Origin of the sequence: Oceanicoccus sagamiensis (assembly GCF_002117105.1) — a bacterium.
In the GTDB taxonomy this organism is placed as follows: domain Bacteria; phylum Pseudomonadota; class Gammaproteobacteria; order Pseudomonadales; family Dasaniaceae; genus Oceanicoccus; species Oceanicoccus sagamiensis.
In genome coordinates, this window is record NZ_CP019343.1 from 2,236,265 (window position 1) to 2,255,313 (window position 19,049).

Sequence of the window (19,049 nt, forward strand, 5' to 3'; positions counted from 1 at the left end):
CGATACAGCTACAACCACTCCTGAAGGTTGGTTGTGTTTTTGATATCTTGTAGGTGTTTATAAATGCGAAGGTTACTCGCCTTTTTTTTATTGCCCATGATGGGTACTGCGGTCGCGCAAATTGACGATCGGGGCTATAACGTTCCACCAGCGAGCGGTCAGGGTGTTGATTTTTCTTTTGGGGAGGAATCATACCTGACGGCAGATACCGATATCCCGCCTGTTAGCGAACGTGATGAAGGCCCCAGCATAGAAGTGACTGAATTTCAGTTTGAGTCAGTGCCGGAATTTCCCGAGTTGGGCATTACCCGGGCAGCCGTTGAAGAATTGGCGGAAAGTTTGCGTCAGGAATATAGCCAAAAGCCCAATCAGTTGGCCAGTGGTTATACCGAAAAAGAACTGCAGCTATTGGCAGAACTATTACCGACCCCTGATGATAAGCGTTATACCTTGTCTATCTCTGAGTTAGAGCAAATTGCAGATTATATTCTTTCCGTTAGTGATGGTGATGCGCTGGGTGGTTTGCGTCAGTACGAAGTGAAAGGTTTGGTTGATTTGTTGGCGGCGCAGCGCAGCAATAAAAACCTTGAGGCCAGGGATGATTTAAAGACGATTAATTCCCTGTTGCTGGATGACCTGATTCGATTAATCAAACGTCAGCGGGCAGAGCGAGGTATCAACTTTTATGAGTTGGAAGATATCGCGGCAAAAATTTCAGCCTTCTACCGCTCCAAAGGTATTTTCCTGGCCAAGGCCTATATTCCTGTACAGCAGGTCGAAGATGGCATAGTGACTTTCGGTATTTTGGAAGGCGTGCTAGGTGGTTTGACGGTTGCAGGTAATCAGGGTTATAGCAGCGAAAAAATTACCCAGCCATTTCAGCCCTTGGTTGGTAAGGCGGCTAATAGTGAGTCTATAGAAGAGGCGTTATATCTGGTTAATGACTATCCGGGTTTAGTCTTGCAGGGTTCTTTATCCTCCGGTGAAAATATTGGTGAAACTTCGCTGGATCTCAATGTTGTCGAAGAAAAATCCTGGCGAGCAACCGTTACTGCTGATAACCATGGCGCAGTATTTACCGGTGATAATCGATTGTTGACCATGGTTGATTTTTTTAATCCTACCGGTAGGGGAGATATTCTTACCGTCGGCTATTTAAAATCCTGGTCGCCGTTAAATTCTGATGTTGCCGTCTTTCAATATCGTGCTCCGGTATATGATGAACGAACCTTTGTTTACGTCTCTGCCGATGTTAATGATTTTACCGTGGATGGTGATGGCGATAGAAATATTGATGATTTGAATATAGAAGGCACCAATACCAATTATACCTTGGGCATGGATCGTTGGTTTAAGCGTACCCCTGGTCTTGGTATTAGCGGCGGCTTTGCTATCACAGAAAAAGAAACCGATATTGATGCTGATGTTGACCTGCCCAGTGATGGCGACAAGGTGCAAGGTCTGGAGTTTAATTCCTCCTTTAACCAGATTAGTAAAAAGTACGAGTTAATGAATATCGCCATGATGTCGATTCAGTATGGCGACTTTAAAAACGACCAGATTGAAAACCTGAATCAAGATGAAGATTTTTATAAGTTGGCGATCGATTGGTCAACATTAAAATTGCTTAATCTACCTTTCACGGACTATTCCTCTTATATTTTAGCTACCACCAAAATTCGCTATAGCGAATCAGGGCTGCCTGCGTTTGAGCAGCTGCCTTTGGGTGGCGCTGATGCAGTCAGGGCGTTTGATGTCAGTGAATTTTCTGCTGATCAGGCGGGCTATATCGGGCTTGAATGGTATGTTGAATTTCCCATCACATGGATTTCAGAGTCGATAGAAGACAAGCTAAAGGTAGCCTTGTTTGTTGATGGTGCTTACGGCTCAACCAATATTGAAATCAATAGCCGCTCCGATGACTGGGTTAATATGTCGGGTGTTGGTGTTTTGTTTAAGTTTAACTGGAATGAAATGTTAGGGACAAAAATCAGCGTTGCCAAGCCGACGGGTAGTAAATCCAATATGGATGACTTCGGTGATGATGCAGATTCTGTACAAACGTTTGTTGAAGTTACGTTTGTTTACGATTGATAGACGGCTAAAAAAATGAAAAATATTCGGCAGATGAAAAAACTATCCTTGGCTATCAAAGCTAATATATTGGCGGTCTCTATTGCGTGTACGCTCTCTCCGCTGGTGGCTGCCGGGCCACAAGGTGGTGCTGTCGCAGCGGGTAGTGGTGCTATTTCTGTCAATGGAAAAACCACCTCTATCGATCAGTTGTCAAACCGTTTATCCCTCGATTGGCAAAGCTTTGATGTGGGTGCTGATGAAGTTGTGCGCTTTAATCAGCCCGGGAAAAATTCTATCGCATTAAATCGTATTTTAAGTAACAGCCCCAGTACTGTTATGGGCTTGATTGAAGCGAATGGCCGTATCATTCTTGCCAACCCTTCCGGCATATTATTTACCGAAACTTCCAGTGTTAATGTTAATGCCTTAATAGCCAGTGGCTTGGATATTGCCACTGAAGATTTTATGAATGGTAGCCTGCTTTTCAAAAGTCTGGAAGGGACTGACGGTTTTATTGTTAATCGCGGTTTAATTAGTGCGACCACCAGTGTTTCCCTGTTAGGTGATAGTGTGGCCAACCAGGGTGCGACGGCTTTGATTCAGGCTGAGCTGGTTAATCTTAATGCCGCTTCTGAAGCACTGTTAACCTTTGATGTTGGCGGCATGATTGGTGTGAAAGTGAATAAAGAGGTTCTGCAAAATACGCAGGGTCTGGAATCGGCGGTTTCTAATAGCGGAGAAATTATTGCCGGTTCTGTTTTGGTTGCAGCTGATATCGCAGCTGATTTATTTGATAAGGCGGTGAATAACGAAGGTGTTATTTCTGCGGCGGGTATAGATACCTCTGGCGGCGTTATTCGTTTATCGGGCCGAGGTGGCGACACTTTTACTAGTGGCAGGTTGGATGTTAGTTCACAGCAGGCCGAAGGTGGTCGAGTAATCGTTGAAGGTGATCGAGTTGCCTTGGTAGCCAATGCTGTCATTAACGCTTCTGGTGTGCAGGGCGGTGGTGAGGTTCTGGTCGGTGGTGACTACAAAGGTAACAACCCTTTGATCCGTAATTCATCGAACACCTATATAGGTATTGATGCTGATATTCAGGCCAACTCGGAGCTGGGTGGTGACGGTGGTCGGGTCATTGTCTGGGCTGATCAAACCACTGAGTTTCATGGGACCATTGATGTGAGAGCGCTGGGTGAAACCGGTGACGGCGGCTTTATCGAAACATCGGGTGCGGAAAATTTAGTGGTATCCGCCAGTGCTTCGGCATTAATGAGTGCTAATCAGGGCGTTGCCGGGCAGTGGTACCTTGACCCTGGTGAAGTTACGATTGATACCAGTAGTGCTTTTAATGTGGTCGAGGGTGATGGCAGTAATGCTACGCCTTTTTCGTCGGCAGATGCAGATACCCAGTCCTTCCTTGATGTCACCGTTCTTGAGGCCGCACTTGGCGATGGTGGTGACGTATTCGTTGATACTACCAGCGGTGCAGCGGGCAGCGGCGACATCATTATCCTTACCGATATTGACCTCGATTCCAGTGCTGACGGCAAGTTGATACTGGTTGCTGATAACGATATTAAAATTGGCGATAACTCTGATGATGTCACCATTAGTGATACCGGTAGTACCTCGGCAAGTATCTCGCTAGACTTTCGCGCGGATGGCTCCATCCTTCTTTATGCCGGCAGCAGTATTGATACCAAAGGTGGCGACATTCTTCTGACCGCTGACTATAACAACGATGGTGTTGACCTTAGTGCCGGGGCTGTCAGTATCGATCTATCAGGTACAGTTGTCAGCGGTGGCGGTAATATCACACTTAGCCTCGACGAGAACAACGATGGCACTGCAACAGGTTCCATCACTATTAGCAATGATATTGTGACCTCCGGTGGAAGCTTCCTGGCCAAGGCCTCATCTTTTACTGATGGTGCCAATAATGTAGCCATTAACACCAATGGTGTTAATGGAGCTGATGGTGCTGATGGCGCTAGCGGTAATGGTGATAATGGTGTAGCCGGCAGTAATGCGGGCAGTATCACGATGCTAATTGATGGTGATATTGATATTGGCTCACTGTCTGCAGTTGGTGGCAATGCTGGTAGTGGTGGTGCGGGCGATAACAATTCTGCGGATACGGGTTATCAAGGTGGTGACGGTGCAATAGCGGGTAGCGGTGGTGCAATTACCCTTGCCAGTGATACCGGTACGATAGAAGTAAGCTTGGGTGTCACCAGTGCGGGTGGCCTTGGAGGTAATGGTGGTGCTGGCGGCAACGGTAACTCCAGAGACGATGTTGCCGGTGCTGGCGGCAGTGCCGGGGCCGGAGGTGCTGGAGGCAATATTTCAATCACCACTGCTGCCGCGCTGGATGCCGACGATCGAATTAATACGGGTGCGGCGATAACTGCCAATGGTGGTGCTGGTGGTACAGGCGGTGCGGGTGCCGGTCAGGCCAATGGTGGTGGTGGTTCTGGTGCGTCTGGTGCAGGTGGTGCTGGCGGTAATGGCGGTGCTGGTGGTTTATCCGGGTCAATCGCGCTGAATGCAGTCAGTGACGATATTCTTATTGTTGGAGGCTTGTCTGCCAATGGCGGCGGCGGTGGCGGTGGCGGACTTGGCGGCGCCCTTGTTGGTTCAGGCACCGCTGGCGTTGACGGTAGTGATGGGGCTGATGGTAGCGGCAGTACCATTGATATTACTGCGGTGAATATACTCGTTAATACGATTAGTTCAGTCGATGGTTCCAGTGAAGTGACCGGCGGTGGCTTAGTCACATTGACCGGCGATATTGTTACTGATGGTGCTGCCTTTACAGTCAATGCCAATGGCTTGAATGCGGCCGGGATTGATACCAGCAATGCCACCGTTAATACAGATGGTGGTGACATTACCATTCAGTCGGGCGCTTCTGTTGCTGTCACCGGTGCTATTGACACACGTGATACCGAAGGTAGTGGTGGTGGAGATAGCGGTGCTGTAGCAATCGAGTCAACCACCGGTGCTGTTTCAGTACTTGCTATTGATACGGACACTGCCGTCACTCCTGATGATGGCGTGGTTGATATCGATGCTGCGACTACAGTAACCATAGCGGGTGATATCAATTCAGGCTCTGCTGCCTTTACTTCCGATTCAGTTAGCTTTGATAGCTCGGCAGGTTCCGTAACAGCGGGTGCGGTGACAGTGAATGTGGGGTTAGGCGATACGGCTAGTACCAATGATTTGGGTAACATGACTTCCGCAGGCTCTATTCAAATCAATGGTGGTAGCAATGACGACCAGTTTACCCTCAGTGGGTCACTGGCCGCAGTAACAACGAATCAGATAGATGCTAATGGTGGTACTGATACGATTATTGGTGATGGCGCCGGCAATACCTATACATTAAATACTACGGCTAATTCCCTACTTACAGAGGGTATTACCATTGTAGAAATAGAAGCTGTTAATGCGGGTGCGGCGGGTAATGATAGTATTATCGGCACCAGCAGTACTGAAAATTTTGCCATCCAAAATTCGCAAGCCGTCACTGTTTCGGGTATTGCTTTCACCAATGTGGAATCGGTAGATGCTGGAGGAACCAATGCTGATAGCATTACTGGGCGAAGTGCCGATGAAACATTTACCATTGATGGCACGAATAATCTAACGACGGCAGGTATAGCCTTTACCGATATTGAAGCCGTGGATGCGGGTACGGATACTGGCGACACGGATAATATTGTGGGCCGCGCCGCTGATGAAACCTTTACTATTACAGGTACGAATAATGTCACCACCGCGGGTATTGCCTTTACCGATATCGAAGCGGTGGATGCGGGCACCGATACCGGCGACACGGATAGTATTGTTGGCCAGGCGGCAGATGAAACGTTTACCATTGATGGCACAAATAATGTAACCACATCAGGTATTGCCTTTACCGATATTGAAGCCGTGGATGCGGGCACCGATACCAGCGATACCGATAATATTGTAGGCCGTGCCGCCGATGAAACCTTTACCATTACCGGTACAAATAATGTCACCACCGCGGGCATTGCTTTTACGGATATTGAAGCCGTTGATGCGGGCACCGATACCAGTGATACCGATAGTATTGTGGGTCAGGCGGCGGATGAAACGTTTACTATAAATGACACAAACGACTTAACCACATCGGGCATTGCTTTTACGGATATTGAAGCGGTGGATGCGGGCACCGATACCAGCGACACGGATAATATTGTAGGCCGTGCCGCTGATGAAACGTTTACTATAAATGACACAAATGATTTAACCACTGCCGGTATTGTCTTTACGGATATTGAGGCCGTGGATGCAGGTACGGATACTGGCGACACGGATAATATTGTGGGCCGGGCGGCCGATGAAACCTTTACCATTACGGGTGCTAACAGCCTAACGACGGCAGGTATTGCTTTTACCGATATTGAAGCGGTGGATGCGGGCACCGATACCAGTGACACGGATAGTATTGTTGGCCAGGCGGCAGATGAAACCTTTACCATTGATGACACAAACGATTTAACCACCGCGGGTATTGCTTTTACGGATATTGAGGCGGTGGATGCGGGCACCGATACCAGCGATACGGATAGTATTGTAGGCCGTGCCGCTGATGAAACGTTTACTATAAATGACACAAACGATTTAACCACTGCCGGTATTGTCTTTACGGATATTGAGGCGGTGGATGCGGGCACCGATACCAGCGACACGGATAATATTGTGGGTCGAGCCGCTGATGAAACGTTTACTATAAATGACACAAATGATTTAACCACTGCCGGTATTGTCTTTACGGATATTGAGGCTGTGGATGCGGGGACCGATACCAGCGATACGGATAATATTGTGGGTCGAGCCGCGGATGAAACCTTTACGATTACGGGTACAAATAATGTCACCACCGCGGGCATTGCTTTTACGGATGTTGAAGCCGTTGATGCGGGCACCGATACCAGTGATACCGATAGTATTGTGGGTCGAGCCGCTGATGAAACGTTTACTATTAATGACACAAATGATTTAACCACTGCCGGTATTGTCTTTACGGATATTGAGGCCGTGGATGCGGGCACCGATACCAGCGATACGGATAATATTGTGGGTCGAGCCGCTGATGAAACCTTTACCATTACCGGTACAAATAATGTAACCACTGCGGGCATTGCTTTTGCGGATATTGAAGCCGTTGATGCGGGCACCGATACCAGTGATACCGATAGTATTGTGGGTCAGGCGGCGGATGAAACCTTTACCATTAATGGCACAAATAATGTAACCACATCAGGCATTGCCTTTACCGATATTGAAGCGGTGGATGCGGGCACCGATACCAGCGACACGGATAATATTGTAGGCCGTGCCGCTGATGAAACCTTTACCATTGATGACACAAATGATTTAACCACTGCCGGTATTGTCTTTACGGATATTGAGGCCGTGGATGCGGGTACGGATACTGGCGACACGGATAATATTGTGGGCCGCGCCGCTGATGAAGCCTTTACTATTACAGGTACGAATAATGTCACCACCGCGGGTATTGCCTTTACCGATATCGAAGCGGTGGATGCGGGCACCGATACCGGTGACACGGATAGTATTGTTGGCCAGGCGGCAGATGAAACGTTTACCATTGATGGCACAAATAATGTAACCACATCAGGTATTGCCTTTACCGATATTGAAGCCGTGGATGCGGGCACCGATACCAGCGATACCGATAATATTGTAGGCCGTGCCGCCGATGAAACCTTTACCATTACCGGTACAAATAATGTCACCACCGCGGGCATTGCTTTTACGGATATTGAAGCCGTTGATGCGGGCACCGATACCAGTGATACCGATAGTATTGTGGGTCAGGCGGCAGATGAAACGTTTACTATAAATGACACAAACGACTTAACCACATCGGGCATTGCTTTTACGGATATTGAAGCGGTGGATGCGGGCACCGATACCAGCGACACGGATAATATTGTAGGCCGTGCCGCTGATGAAACGTTTACTATAAATGACACAAATGATTTAACCACTGCCGGTATTGTCTTTACGGATATTGAGGCCGTGGATGCAGGTACGGATACTGGCGACACGGATAATATTGTGGCCGGGCGGCCGATGAAACCTTTACCATTACGGGTGCTAACAGCCTAACGACGGCAGGTATTGCTTTTACCGATATTGAAGCGGTGGATGCGGGCACCGATACCAGTGACACGGATAGTGTTGTTGGCCAGACGGCAGACGAAACCTTTACCATTGATGGCACAAATAATGTAACCACATCAGGCATTGCCTTTACCGATATTGAAGCGGTGGATGCCGGTACGGACACCAGTGACGCCGATAATATTGTCGGTCGTGCGGCAGATGAAACCTTCACCATTGACGGTGCTAATAACCTAACGACAGCGGGCATTGCCTTTACCGATATTGAAGCAGTAGATGCCGGGACCGATACCGGTGATGATGATACTGTTATTGGTGTTGATGGCAGTGAGACCTACCAACTCAATAGCGCTAATTCCGTGACGACTTCAGGTATTGTTTTTGCAGATATTGAATCAGTCGATGCGGGTGGTGTTGGCACTGATACGGATAGCATTCTAGCGGCAGCGGGCGGCTCGAGCTTTGCATTTAGCAGTGCAGCCTCTGTTGTTGATGGCATCAGTTTTACCAATGCAGAAGCTTTTACGGGTGGCGTAGGGGCTGACACTTTCGCGACGGATGGAACCCTAACTCTGTCAGTTGATGCGGGAGGTGGCAATGATATCTATACCGGCGTTGCAGGCTCGGAAACGATGCTTATCCAGGCCAGTGAGCATATTCTGGTTAACAACCTTACGCTGACTGATATTGAAATTGTTAACGCGGGTGGCGTTGGTACGGATACAGTAACCGGTTTGGCGACAGATCAAACTTATACGCTGACTGGCGCTAATGCTGTTACGGCCTCAGGCATTGCATTTAGCGAGGTCGAAGAAGTTGATGCCGGTGTCGGTACTGACGATATTGTTGGAACCTCGGCGACAGAAAGCTATGCCCTTCAAGGTAATCGTGCTGTCACTGTTTCAGGTATTGCTTTCACCGGTATTGAAGCGGTGGCTGCCGGTGGAACCAACCCGGATAGTGTTACGGGTTTAACGACCGGAGATACTTTCACCTTAAGTGGTAGCAATGCTTTCTCAACAGCGGGAATTGATTTTACCGGTATAGAAAGTGTCGATGCAGGTGATGGCAGTGATGATATTGTCGGTACTTCAGCCACAGAAAATTATGCCATTCAGGGCACTCGCGCCGTTACTGTCTCGGGTATTGCCTTTACTAATTTGGAAGCGGTTGCTGCCGGTGGAACTAACCCGGATAGCGTTACGGGTTTGGCTGGCAGTAATACTTATACGCTTGCCGGTAGTAATGCGTTAGCAACTTCTGGTATTGATTTTACGGGTATAGAAAGTGTTGATGCGGGCGGTGCAGGTTCTGATAATGATGAAATTGTCGGTACTTCAGCCACAGAAAATTATGCCCTTCAAGGTAGTCGTGCTGTCACTGTGTCGGGTATTGCTTTTACCAATGTTGAGTCGGTCGCTGCAGGCGGAACCAATCCTGATAGTGTTACGGGTTTGGTGGGTAGTGAGAGTTATACGCTGAATGGTGCCAATGCTGTCACAACGTCTGGCATTGCTTTTACGGGTATTGAAAGTGTTGATGCAGGCAATGGCAGTGATGATGTTGCTGGTACTTCGGCGGCAGAAAATTATGCGCTCCAAGGTACTCGTGCTGTCACTGTGTCGGGTATTGCTTTTACGAATGTTGAAGCAGTCGCTGCAGGCGGAACCAATCCTGATAGTGTTACGGGTTTGGCAGGTAGTGAGACTTATGCGTTGAACGGTGCTAACGCTGTCACAACGTCCGGTATTGCTTTTACGGGTGTTGAAAGTGTCGATGCAGGCAATGGCAGTGATGATATTACTGGTACTTCGGCGGCAGAAAATTATGCGCTCCAGGGTACTCGTGCAGTCTCTGTATCGGGTATTGCTTTTACGAATGTTGAAGCGGTCGCTGCAGGCGGAACCAATCCCGATAGTGTTACGGGTTTGGCGGGTAGTGAGAGTTATGCGTTGAACGGTGCCAACGCTGTCACAACGTCCGGTATTGCTTTTACGGGTGTTGAAAGTGTCGACGCAGGCAATGGCAGTGATGATATTGCTGGTACTTCGGCGGCAGAAAATTATGCGCTCCAGGGTAGTCGTGCTGTCACTGTGTCGGGTATTGCTTTTACGAATATTGAAGCGGTCGCTGCAGGCGGAACCAATCCTGATAGTGTTACGGGTTTGGCAGGTAGTGAGAGTTATGCGCTGAACGGTGCCAACGCTGTCACAACGTCCGGCATTGCTTTTACGGGTGTTGAAAGTATTGACGCAGGCAATGGCAGTGATGATATTGCTGGTACCTCTGCTTCAGAAAATTATGTCATTAATGGCAATGGTTCTGTAACTGCTTCAGGTATTGCATTTACTAATATTGAGGCCGTTGCCGCAGGCGATGTTAATACTGATAGCGTGACGGGCCAAAATAGCAATGAAAGTTATGTGATGGACGGTGCTGGTGGTTTTGCCGCTTCGAATATCGCCTTTACTCAAATTGAGTCAGTGGCTGCCGGCACCGGTGATAGTGATACCGTGACAGCGGCGGCTAGTGGTTCAAACTTTGCTCTGGTATCGGCATCGGCAGCAACCGTTGATGGTGTTGCGTTTACTGAAGTGGATACTTTTGCGGGTGGAGCGGGTAATGATGCATTTTCTATGGTGGGCACTATTGCTACTACGATTGATGCAGGTGCTGGCGACAATACGTTTACCGGCTCCACGGCTAGTGAGAGTTACCAGTTATTAAGTGGTGACAGGGTTCAGGTCAATGGTCTGTTATTCAGTAATTTAGATCGTGTTATCGCTGGTGAAGACAGTGCCGCTACCGATACGGTGGTGGGTCAGGGAGTCAGTGAAAATTTTATGCTGCAGTCCTTTGAAAGTGTAACGGTCGGCAGTCTGACGTTTACAGAAATAGAGGCCGTTGATGCCGGTGATGCGGCGGCGGATACCGATAGTATCTCAGGTCTTGCCAGTAGTGAAAGCTATAGGCTGCTGGGGACTGGCAGTGTTGCTGTTCAGGGTATAGATTTTAGCAATATCGAGTCGGTTGATGCCGGTGGAGTGGGTACCGATACAGTGCTTGGTTTGGCTGGTGCTGAAACCTATAGCTTGCAGGGTAGCGATGGCGTCCAGGCAGTCGGTATTGATTTCGCAGGTGTGGAGGCGATCAATGCCGGTGCTGGTGACGATACTTTCAATTGGGTCGCTGAGTCAGCCATTGCATTGGATGGGGGTGAGGGTCTCGAGGTGTCGGGAGATACCTTGGCTGGAGGCTCTAGCTACATCATTAATACAGTTGATGGCGGCACAGTTGATGGCGAAAGCTTTAGCAATATAGAAAATTTAACTGGCAGCGCTGCTGCCGATAGTTTTGATCTGACTGCCGGAAGTATTGGTCAGTTGGATGGTGCGGGGGGCAATGATACCTTTGCTCTCGGTGGTGCTAGTGCAGAGGCTATTAATGGTGGCTCCGGTAGTGGGGATATGTTGCTTGGTGGTTCAGCCTATGATGTTGATGGGACTAACGCGGGTGATGTGGATGGTATCAGTTTTAGCCATATCGAAAATCTGACCGGCACTGCTGGTGAAGATAGCTTTATTTTAAGCTCAGGAAGTATTGGTCTTCTTGCTGGAGCTGACGGCGATGATCGCTTTGTGATAGTCAATGCCAGTTTCTCCGGAATTGATGGCGGTGCGGGCAGCGATGAAATTCGCGGTGGTGCCAACTATGTTGTGAGTGCTCCTGATGCAGGCACGGTTGATGATATTGTCTTTAGCGGTGTTGAAAATTTGATAGGTCGTGCAGGGCTTGCTGATAGCTTTGCTTTTAGTGGTTTATCCTTGCTCAGTGGTTCCGTTGATGGTCTGGGCGGCGGTGATAGCTTGAATATTATTGCTTCTGCGGGATCCGTTAGTATCAATGTTGGCAGTAAGTTGCGCGTGAATAATGCTGATGTGGGTTTTGCGGGTATTGAGAAAGTCACCGCTAACGGCGCCAATGATACGCTGGCTGGCTTTAGCCAATATACCATTGATGGGGAGGATAGCGGCTTCATTAATGAAGACGGCATTAACTTTGTGGGTTTTGAGAACCTTACTGGCACCAATGGTGACGACACGTTTAGTTTTGCCAGTGGTGGTTCGTTATCGGGTGTGATTGATGGTCTTGATGGCACCGGTGATGAAATCGACTATTCCTTGCTATCTGACTTGACTCTGGATATTACCGCCGACCTAACCAATATCGAGCAAGTGCGCGGTGGTGGTACAGGTTTTACTTTAATAGGTAGTGACTCTTATAACATTAGCGGTGCTAACGAGGGCATGGCCGCTGGTTTGAGATTTGTTGGTTGGTCCAACCTCATTGGTACTGAAGGCAATGATAGTTTTGTCTTTACTTCAGCGGGTAGTCTGGATGGTGTGATCTCTGGTTTGGGTGGGGTAGATACTATTGACTATTCAGCACTAGGCGCTATGACTGTTGATTTGGCGGCAGGAACAATTAACACCATAGAAAACCTGCTAGGTGCTGGCACTGACTTTGCCATTAGTAGCGTCAGCGCCGCCGAAGTCAGCGGTGACAATCAGGGTATTGCCAATGGTATCGCATTTTCAGGCTGGTCAAGTTTGCAGGGCACCAGCGGCGCAGATACTTTTGTAATGGCGGGAGGTTCTCTCAGTGGTTCTCTTGATGGTGTGGCGGGTAGTGATCAATTGATCGGTGCTGATGGTTTGGCACATAGCTTTGAATTTACTGCGGATAATACCGCTATCGTTAACAGCACCCAAGTATTCAATATTGCTAATTACCAGGGCGGTAACAGGGCAGATACCTTTGCCTTTAATAATGATGCAGCTGTGGGTGATATTAATGCGGGTGCTGGTAATGATCAGTTTACTATTGGCGCCTCTATTGATGCGGTCTCGATTAAAGGCGGCAGCGGCGATGATGTATTTACCCTTGGCAGCGCTGCGGTGTTGGTATCGTTATCCGGTGATGCGGGGCAGGATCTGGTGCGTTTTGTGGGTGATGAGTCGAGCTGGGTCTTTACTGAAGCACAGACATCGTTAAATGGTGTGGATTTGCAGTTGATGGAGCGCTATGACGACCGATCCACGGTGGCGTTAAATCTGCTAACAACAGGAACGGCTGAATTTATTAGCCTGATGGATAGCGATGTTATTCGTATGTTTGACCGGGAGCTGAGTTATTTGGCGGCGGGTGATCTGTTTGTCGATGCTGCTGGTATTGTGATTAATCAACTAAGCCGCAGTGGCGATGTGAGCTTACAAGCTGACTTTATTCGCAAAGCTATGGGGGGGATATTAGTGCTTCCAACTTGACCCTGGAAAGCGGGGGCGATGTTGAGTTGGGTGTAGTCGCTGCTTCTGGAGTAGCTATTAGTGCTGATGGCCTGATCAATATAGCGCAAGTGGATACCAGTGGAGATCTGGTGCTTACTCAATCGAGTGGTGTTCAGTTGGGTGCTGTATCGGCATCGGATGTCAGCATCAGCAGTGAAGGTGAGGTCAATGTCGATGCAGTGGATGCTACCGGAGACTTGCTGGTTTCGCAGGCAGGCAGTGTTAGCTTAGGGGCTGGCCCTATGCCTATGGTGGCGGCAGCTAGCATTGATATTACTGCGCAGCGTGATGTTTCGGTGGCTACGTCGGGTGCTGGTCCAGTTTCTATCAATAGTAGCCAGGGTGATATTGAGGTAATCAGTACCGCGGGTCTGGATCTGGCTGAGGTTCGTACCCAGGGCAATAACGCCAGTATCAATATTCAGGCGAAAGAGAGTATCCGGCTGGCTGCAGTTGCAACGCAGTCGCGTACTAATGGTGTTGTGTCTATTCGCACGGCAGAGGGCAGTATACAGGCTAGCCGTGACCTGGGGGCTGCGGTCAATGGTGAGGGGGATGTGACCTCGGGCAGTATCAATCTGGATTCGCCTTTTGGTCAGGTGGGTACGTTTGTGCGCCCAATCCTGATTAATACAGGCAGTGCGGCGACTATTCTTAATGCTCAGCCGTTTGTGAGTGGTCAGGGTGCTACGCCTGCTCCGGTAGTTACCGGTGGTGTGCTGGGTTCCAGTGCTTTGGATGTCGCCTCGTCCTCAGGTTTGAGTAGTGCGGTTCAAACCATGATTGATACCCTGGCTGATATTGATCCCGGCGTGTTCAAAAATGATGAGTTGGTGGAGCGTGATAGTACTTCATTGGCTCTGCCGGACTCGCAGCAGTCAGAATAAGGGTGTTTTTTGCTGCATCTATATATAGGTACTATATAGATGCAGCATAGATGCAGTACTCCTCTGTTGGTGCTTTCCTTCTATCTTATTGTTTTTTAAAGATATTTTTATATCAGAGCTGGGCTGCCAGCCGGTTTTGGTACAAATGCCCATAACACTACAAAATAGATAGAAATAGTGTTGACAGTCCTTGGGTCAGTCATTAGAATGCGCCTTCCTTTTTTCGGGTAGCCCCAGCCAATGTTGGTGAGCCCCTGTTAAAACACGATTGGAGTTTGATCAGTGCAAAATCAGCGAATCAGAATTCGTTTAAAAGCTTTTGATCATCGCCTAATCGACGTGTCTACTGAAGAGATTGTAGAGACAGCTAAGCGTACTGGCGCGCAGGTTCGTGGTCCTATTCCACTACCTACACGCAAAGAGCGTTTTACTGTACTGATTTCACCGCACGTGAATAAGGATGCTCGTGATCAATACGAGATCCGCACTCACAAGCGTTTATTAGATATCGTAGAGCCAACAGAAAAGACGGTTGATGCGTTGATGAAGTTGGACTTGGCGGCTGGTGTAGAAGTTCAGATTAGTCTGGGTTAAGCCTTTTAAGGTTTTAGCTCACTAAGCGAATTAATATAGTATTTTTTTAAAGTTAGACCCGCTCGGGGGTCACCCCTGAGTCGTGTAACGTTCTCTCAGCAGATTGAATAGATCTTATAGAGAGTTCGGCCATAGAGGGTTAAGCCCCGTACACTGTGAGGTTGTAAGATGACAATTGGTTTAGTCGGCCGCAAAAGCGGCATGACCCGCGTCTTTACCGACGACGGCATATCTATCCCGGTAACGGTGGTTGAGGTTAGTCCCAACCGTGTTACTGGTGTCAAAACAAGCGAGAGCGATGGCTACTCTGCGATCCAGGTTACTACTGGTGAGCGCAAGGCTTCTCGCGTATCCAAAACTGAAGCCGGTCAGTTTGCGAAAGCAGGCGTTGAAGCTGGTCGCGGTCTTTGGGAATTCCGTTTAGAGGATGGTGATGAAGCTCCTGAAGTAGGCGCCGAGTTAACTGTTACTACATTTGAAGCTGGTCAGAAAGTTGATGTGACTGGTCAATCAAAGGGTAAGGGTTTTCAGGGCGGTATCAAGCGTTGGAATTTCCAAATGCAAGATGCTACTCACGGTAACTCTATCTCTCACCGTTCAAATGGTTCTATTGGTCAGTGTCAGACTCCAGGTCGCGTTTTCAAAGGTAAGAAAATGTCGGGCCATATGGGTGCTGAGAAAGTGACCATCCAGACTCTTGAAGTGGTTCGTGTTGATGAGGCGCGTAACCTGATTTTAATCAAGGGTGCTGTTCCAGGTGCTCCAGGCGGCGACGTTATCGTTAGTCCCGCTGTTAAAGTGAAGGGGCCTAATCATGGAATTAGCAACTTTTACTGTAGGAAAGAAAAAGCCAACAGGTGCTGTTGAAGTCTCTGAAGGTACTTTCGGCAAAGAATTTAATGAAGACCTGGTTCACCAGGTTGTTACTGCCTATTTGGCAGGTGCTCGTCAGGGTACTCGCGCTCAGAAAAACCGTGCTGCGGTGTCTGGTGGCGGTAAAAAGCCTTGGCGTCAAAAAGGTACTGGCCGCGCTCGTGCTGGTACTATCCGTTCGCCAATCTGGCGTTCTGGTGGTGTGACTTTTGCGGCTCAGCCACAAGATCACTCACAGAAAGTAAACAAAAAAATGTATCGCGCAGCTCTGCGTTCAATCCTGTCTGAACTGTCTCGTCAAGAGCGTTTGGTGGTGGTTGATGCGCTGGAGATCAAAAAGCCCAAAACCAAAGCTTTAGTTAAAGTTTTAGACGGTTTTGGTACGCAAAGCGCCTTACTGATTTCAGAAGAAGTTTCTGAGAATCTTTACCTGGCATCACGCAACTTACATAAAGTCAGTGTGGTAGATGTTGAAGGTGTTGATCCAGTAAGTCTAGTTGATGCAGATAAAGTGATTATCACTGTTACTGCGCTGAAGAAGTTTGAGGAGATGCTGGGATGAATGCAGAAAGACTGTATACGGTTCTAAAAGGCCCTCATATTTCTGAAAAAGCAGCGATGGGCGAAGATCAAGTGGTTTTCCGTGTTGCGGTTGACGCAACCAAGCTTGAAGTTAAGCACGCTGTAGAGAAATTATTCAAAGTGACTGTCGAAAACGTTCAAACTGTGAATGTTAAAGGCAAAGTTAAGCGCAACAAGTTTGGCCTTGCGGCTAAGCCTAGTTGGAAAAAAGCTTATGTTCGTTTGGCACAAGGTCAAGACATTGACTTTGCGTTGATCGATTAATTAGCGTCACTAAAGGTATAGGTAGAGAGAAAGTCAGATGGCAATTGTAAAAGCAAAACCGACATCTCCAGGGCGCCGTCATGTAGTTCGCGTTGTACACGCTGATCTGCATAAAGGTGCTCCTTATGCGCCCTTGCTGGAAAAGAAAAGCAAGAGTGGCGGTCGTAACAACAATGGTCGTATCACTACCCGTCATATCGGTGGTGGTCACAAGCAGCACTATCGCTTAATCGACTTTAAGCGTAATAAAGATGGTATCCCAGCGACTGTTGAGCGCTTGGAATATGATCCAAACCGTAGCGCGAATATCGCTTTGGTTTTGTATGCTGACGGTGAGCGTCGCTACATTATTGCGCCTAAAGGTGTTTCTGCTGGTGATCCGATCATGTCTGGTGATGCATCACCTATCAAGCCGGGTAATACATTGCCATTGCGCAATATCCCTGTTGGTAGTGTTGTTCACTGTATCGAAATGAAGCCTGGCAAGGGTGCACAAATTGCACGTTCAGCCGGTACTTCTGCGCAGCTAGTCGCTCGTGAAGGTCAGTACGTAACATTACGTCTGCGTTCAGGCGAAATGCGCAAAATCTTGTCAGAGTGTCGTGCAACCTTGGGCGAAGTATCTAACAGTGAGCATAGCTTGCGTAAGTTAGGTAAAGCTGGTGCTTCACGCTGGCGCGGTGTTCGTCCTACCGTTCGCGGTGTGGCAATGAACCCGGTTGATCACCCGCATGGTGGTGGTGAAGGTCGTACTTCGGGCGGTCGTCATCCTGTTTCACCTTGGGGTATGCCAACTAAAGGTTATAAGACGCGTAAGAATAAGCGTACTAACAAGTTAATCGTACGCAAGCGTAACGCTCGCTAATAGCTAAACGAATTTAAGAGAGGAAGGTGCTGTGCCACGTTCACTAAAAAAAGGTCCATTTATTGATCTTCACTTGATGAAGAAGGTCGAGACAGCGATCGAAAGTAATGATAAGCGTCCCATTAAAACCTGGTCGCGTCGTTCAATGATCTCTCCGGATATGGTTGGTTTGACCATTGCTGTTCATAATGGCCGTCAGCATGTCCCAGTATTTGTTACCGAAGATATGGTTGGTCACAAATTGGGTGAATTCGCTGCTACTCGTACTTATCGCGGCCACGTCGCTGATAAGAAAGCGCGCTAAGAAGCAGTTAATAGAAGGTATAGATGATGGAAGTTTCAGCGAAATTAACTGGTGCGCAAATCTCTCCGCAAAAAGTGCGTTTGATTGCTGACCAGATCCGTGGCAAAGAAGTTGAAGAAGCTCTTGATATGCTTGAGTTCAGCAACAAAAAAGCCGCTGACATTGTTAAGAAGTTATTGAACTCTGCTATTGCTAACGCAGAGCATAACGAAGGTGCAGACGTAGATGAGCTAAAAGTATCTACCATCTTTGTTGACGAAGGCAGAACATTAAAGCGTCTTCGTCCACGGGCTAAAGGTCGTGCAGATCGCATCCTTAAGCGTTCTTGTCACATTACCGTTAAAGTTAGCGACAGCGAAGACTAATTAGGAGACGACCAGATGGGTCAGAAAGTACACCCAACAGGCATACGTTTAGGTATCACCAAAGAGCATACTTCAGTTTGGTATGCAGATGGCTCAGCCTATTCTGAAAACCTGATCAACGATCTAGAAGTTCGTGAATACGTTGCCAAGAAGCTTGAAAGTGCTTCTGTAAGCCGCATCGTTATCGAGCGTCCAGCACAGACTGCGCGTATCACTATTCATACAGCGCGTCCTGGTATCGTTATCGGTAAAAAAGGTGAAGACGTTGATAAGCTGCGTAAAGAGCTGTCCGTCAAAATGGGTGTGCCTGTGCACATCAATATCGAAGAAATTCGTAAGCCTGATTTAGATGCAAAATTGGTTGCACAGAATGTAGCTGGCCAGTTAGAGCGTCGTGTTATGTTCCGTCGTGCGATGAAGCGTGTTGTTCAAAACGCTATGCGTCAGGGCGCACAGGGCATCAAAGTTCAGGTAAGTGGTCGTGTTGGTGGTGCAGAGATTGCACGTACTGAATGGTATCGTGAAGGTCGTGTACCTCTTCATACTCTTCGCGCTGATATTGATTACGCCACTTATGAAGCAGCCACTACTTACGGCATTATCGGTGTCAAAGTATGGATCTTCAAAGGTGAAGTGATTGGCGGTGTTGAAGAAGTAGAACAGAAGCCAAAAGGTAAGAAGGGTGCTGCATAATTAATTCCT

At 48.2% G+C, this 19,049-nt stretch carries 12 protein-coding genes; all 12 read left to right on the plus strand.

All coding sequences use genetic code 11. The annotated features are described in order from the left end of the window. The first annotated feature begins 63 nt into the window (after positions 1-63). On the plus strand, positions 64-2,094 hold the full coding sequence (locus BST96_RS10165) for a ShlB/FhaC/HecB family hemolysin secretion/activation protein (RefSeq protein ID WP_085758595.1): 2,031 nt from the start codon (positions 64-66) through the stop codon (positions 2,092-2,094). Positions 2,095-2,109: 15 nt separating this feature from the next. After that, positions 2,110-8,250, plus strand: coding sequence for a filamentous hemagglutinin N-terminal domain-containing protein (locus BST96_RS21290; protein ID WP_085758596.1), 6,141 nt, complete (start codon positions 2,110-2,112; stop codon positions 8,248-8,250). 35 nt (positions 8,251-8,285) lie between these two features. Then, positions 8,286-13,592 carry a beta strand repeat-containing protein gene (locus BST96_RS10175; protein WP_085758597.1) on the plus strand — a complete coding sequence of 1,769 codons (5,307 nt, stop codon included), beginning with the start codon at positions 8,286-8,288 and terminating at the stop codon, positions 13,590-13,592. Further along, positions 13,589-14,500, plus strand: a complete 912-nt coding sequence (locus BST96_RS10180) for a DUF4097 family beta strand repeat-containing protein (protein WP_085758598.1) — start codon at positions 13,589-13,591, stop codon at positions 14,498-14,500. Before BST96_RS10175 ends, BST96_RS10180 begins: the two co-directional genes overlap by 4 nt. A 282-nt stretch (positions 14,501-14,782) precedes the next feature. After that, entirely contained in the window at positions 14,783-15,094 is a 312-nt protein-coding gene (rpsJ, locus tag BST96_RS10185) for a 30S ribosomal protein S10 (protein ID WP_085758599.1), read from the plus strand. 168 nt (positions 15,095-15,262) lie between these two features. Then, on the plus strand, positions 15,263-15,961 hold the full coding sequence (gene rplC / locus BST96_RS10190; protein WP_085758600.1) for a 50S ribosomal protein L3: 699 nt from the start codon (positions 15,263-15,265) through the stop codon (positions 15,959-15,961). Further along, positions 15,909-16,529 (plus strand): 50S ribosomal protein L4, encoded by a 621-nt coding sequence (gene rplD, locus BST96_RS10195; RefSeq protein ID WP_085758601.1) that lies wholly within the window; start codon positions 15,909-15,911, stop codon positions 16,527-16,529. Before rplC ends, rplD begins: the two co-directional genes overlap by 53 nt. Further along, the gene (gene rplW / locus BST96_RS10200; RefSeq protein WP_085758602.1) at positions 16,526-16,813 is read left to right on the plus strand and encodes a 50S ribosomal protein L23; all 288 of its coding nucleotides are present in this window, start codon (positions 16,526-16,528) and stop codon (positions 16,811-16,813) included. The genes rplD and rplW overlap by 4 nt, the downstream gene beginning before the upstream one ends. 37 nt (positions 16,814-16,850) lie before the next feature. Then, positions 16,851-17,678 carry a 50S ribosomal protein L2 gene (gene rplB / locus BST96_RS10205; protein ID WP_085758603.1) on the plus strand — a complete coding sequence of 276 codons (828 nt, stop codon included), beginning with the start codon at positions 16,851-16,853 and terminating at the stop codon, positions 17,676-17,678. A gap of 31 nt (positions 17,679-17,709) precedes the next feature. Continuing rightward, positions 17,710-17,982 carry a 30S ribosomal protein S19 gene (rpsS, locus tag BST96_RS10210; RefSeq protein ID WP_085758604.1) on the plus strand — a complete coding sequence of 91 codons (273 nt, stop codon included), beginning with the start codon at positions 17,710-17,712 and terminating at the stop codon, positions 17,980-17,982. Between the two features lie 26 nt (positions 17,983-18,008). Next, a complete protein-coding gene (gene rplV / locus BST96_RS10215; protein WP_085758605.1) occupies positions 18,009-18,347 on the plus strand; it encodes a 50S ribosomal protein L22 in 339 nt (112 codons plus the stop codon). Positions 18,348-18,362: 15 nt separating this feature from the next. Then, positions 18,363-19,040, plus strand: coding sequence for a 30S ribosomal protein S3 (gene rpsC, locus BST96_RS10220; RefSeq protein WP_085758606.1), 678 nt, complete (start codon positions 18,363-18,365; stop codon positions 19,038-19,040). The last annotated feature ends 9 nt before the right edge of the window (positions 19,041-19,049 follow it).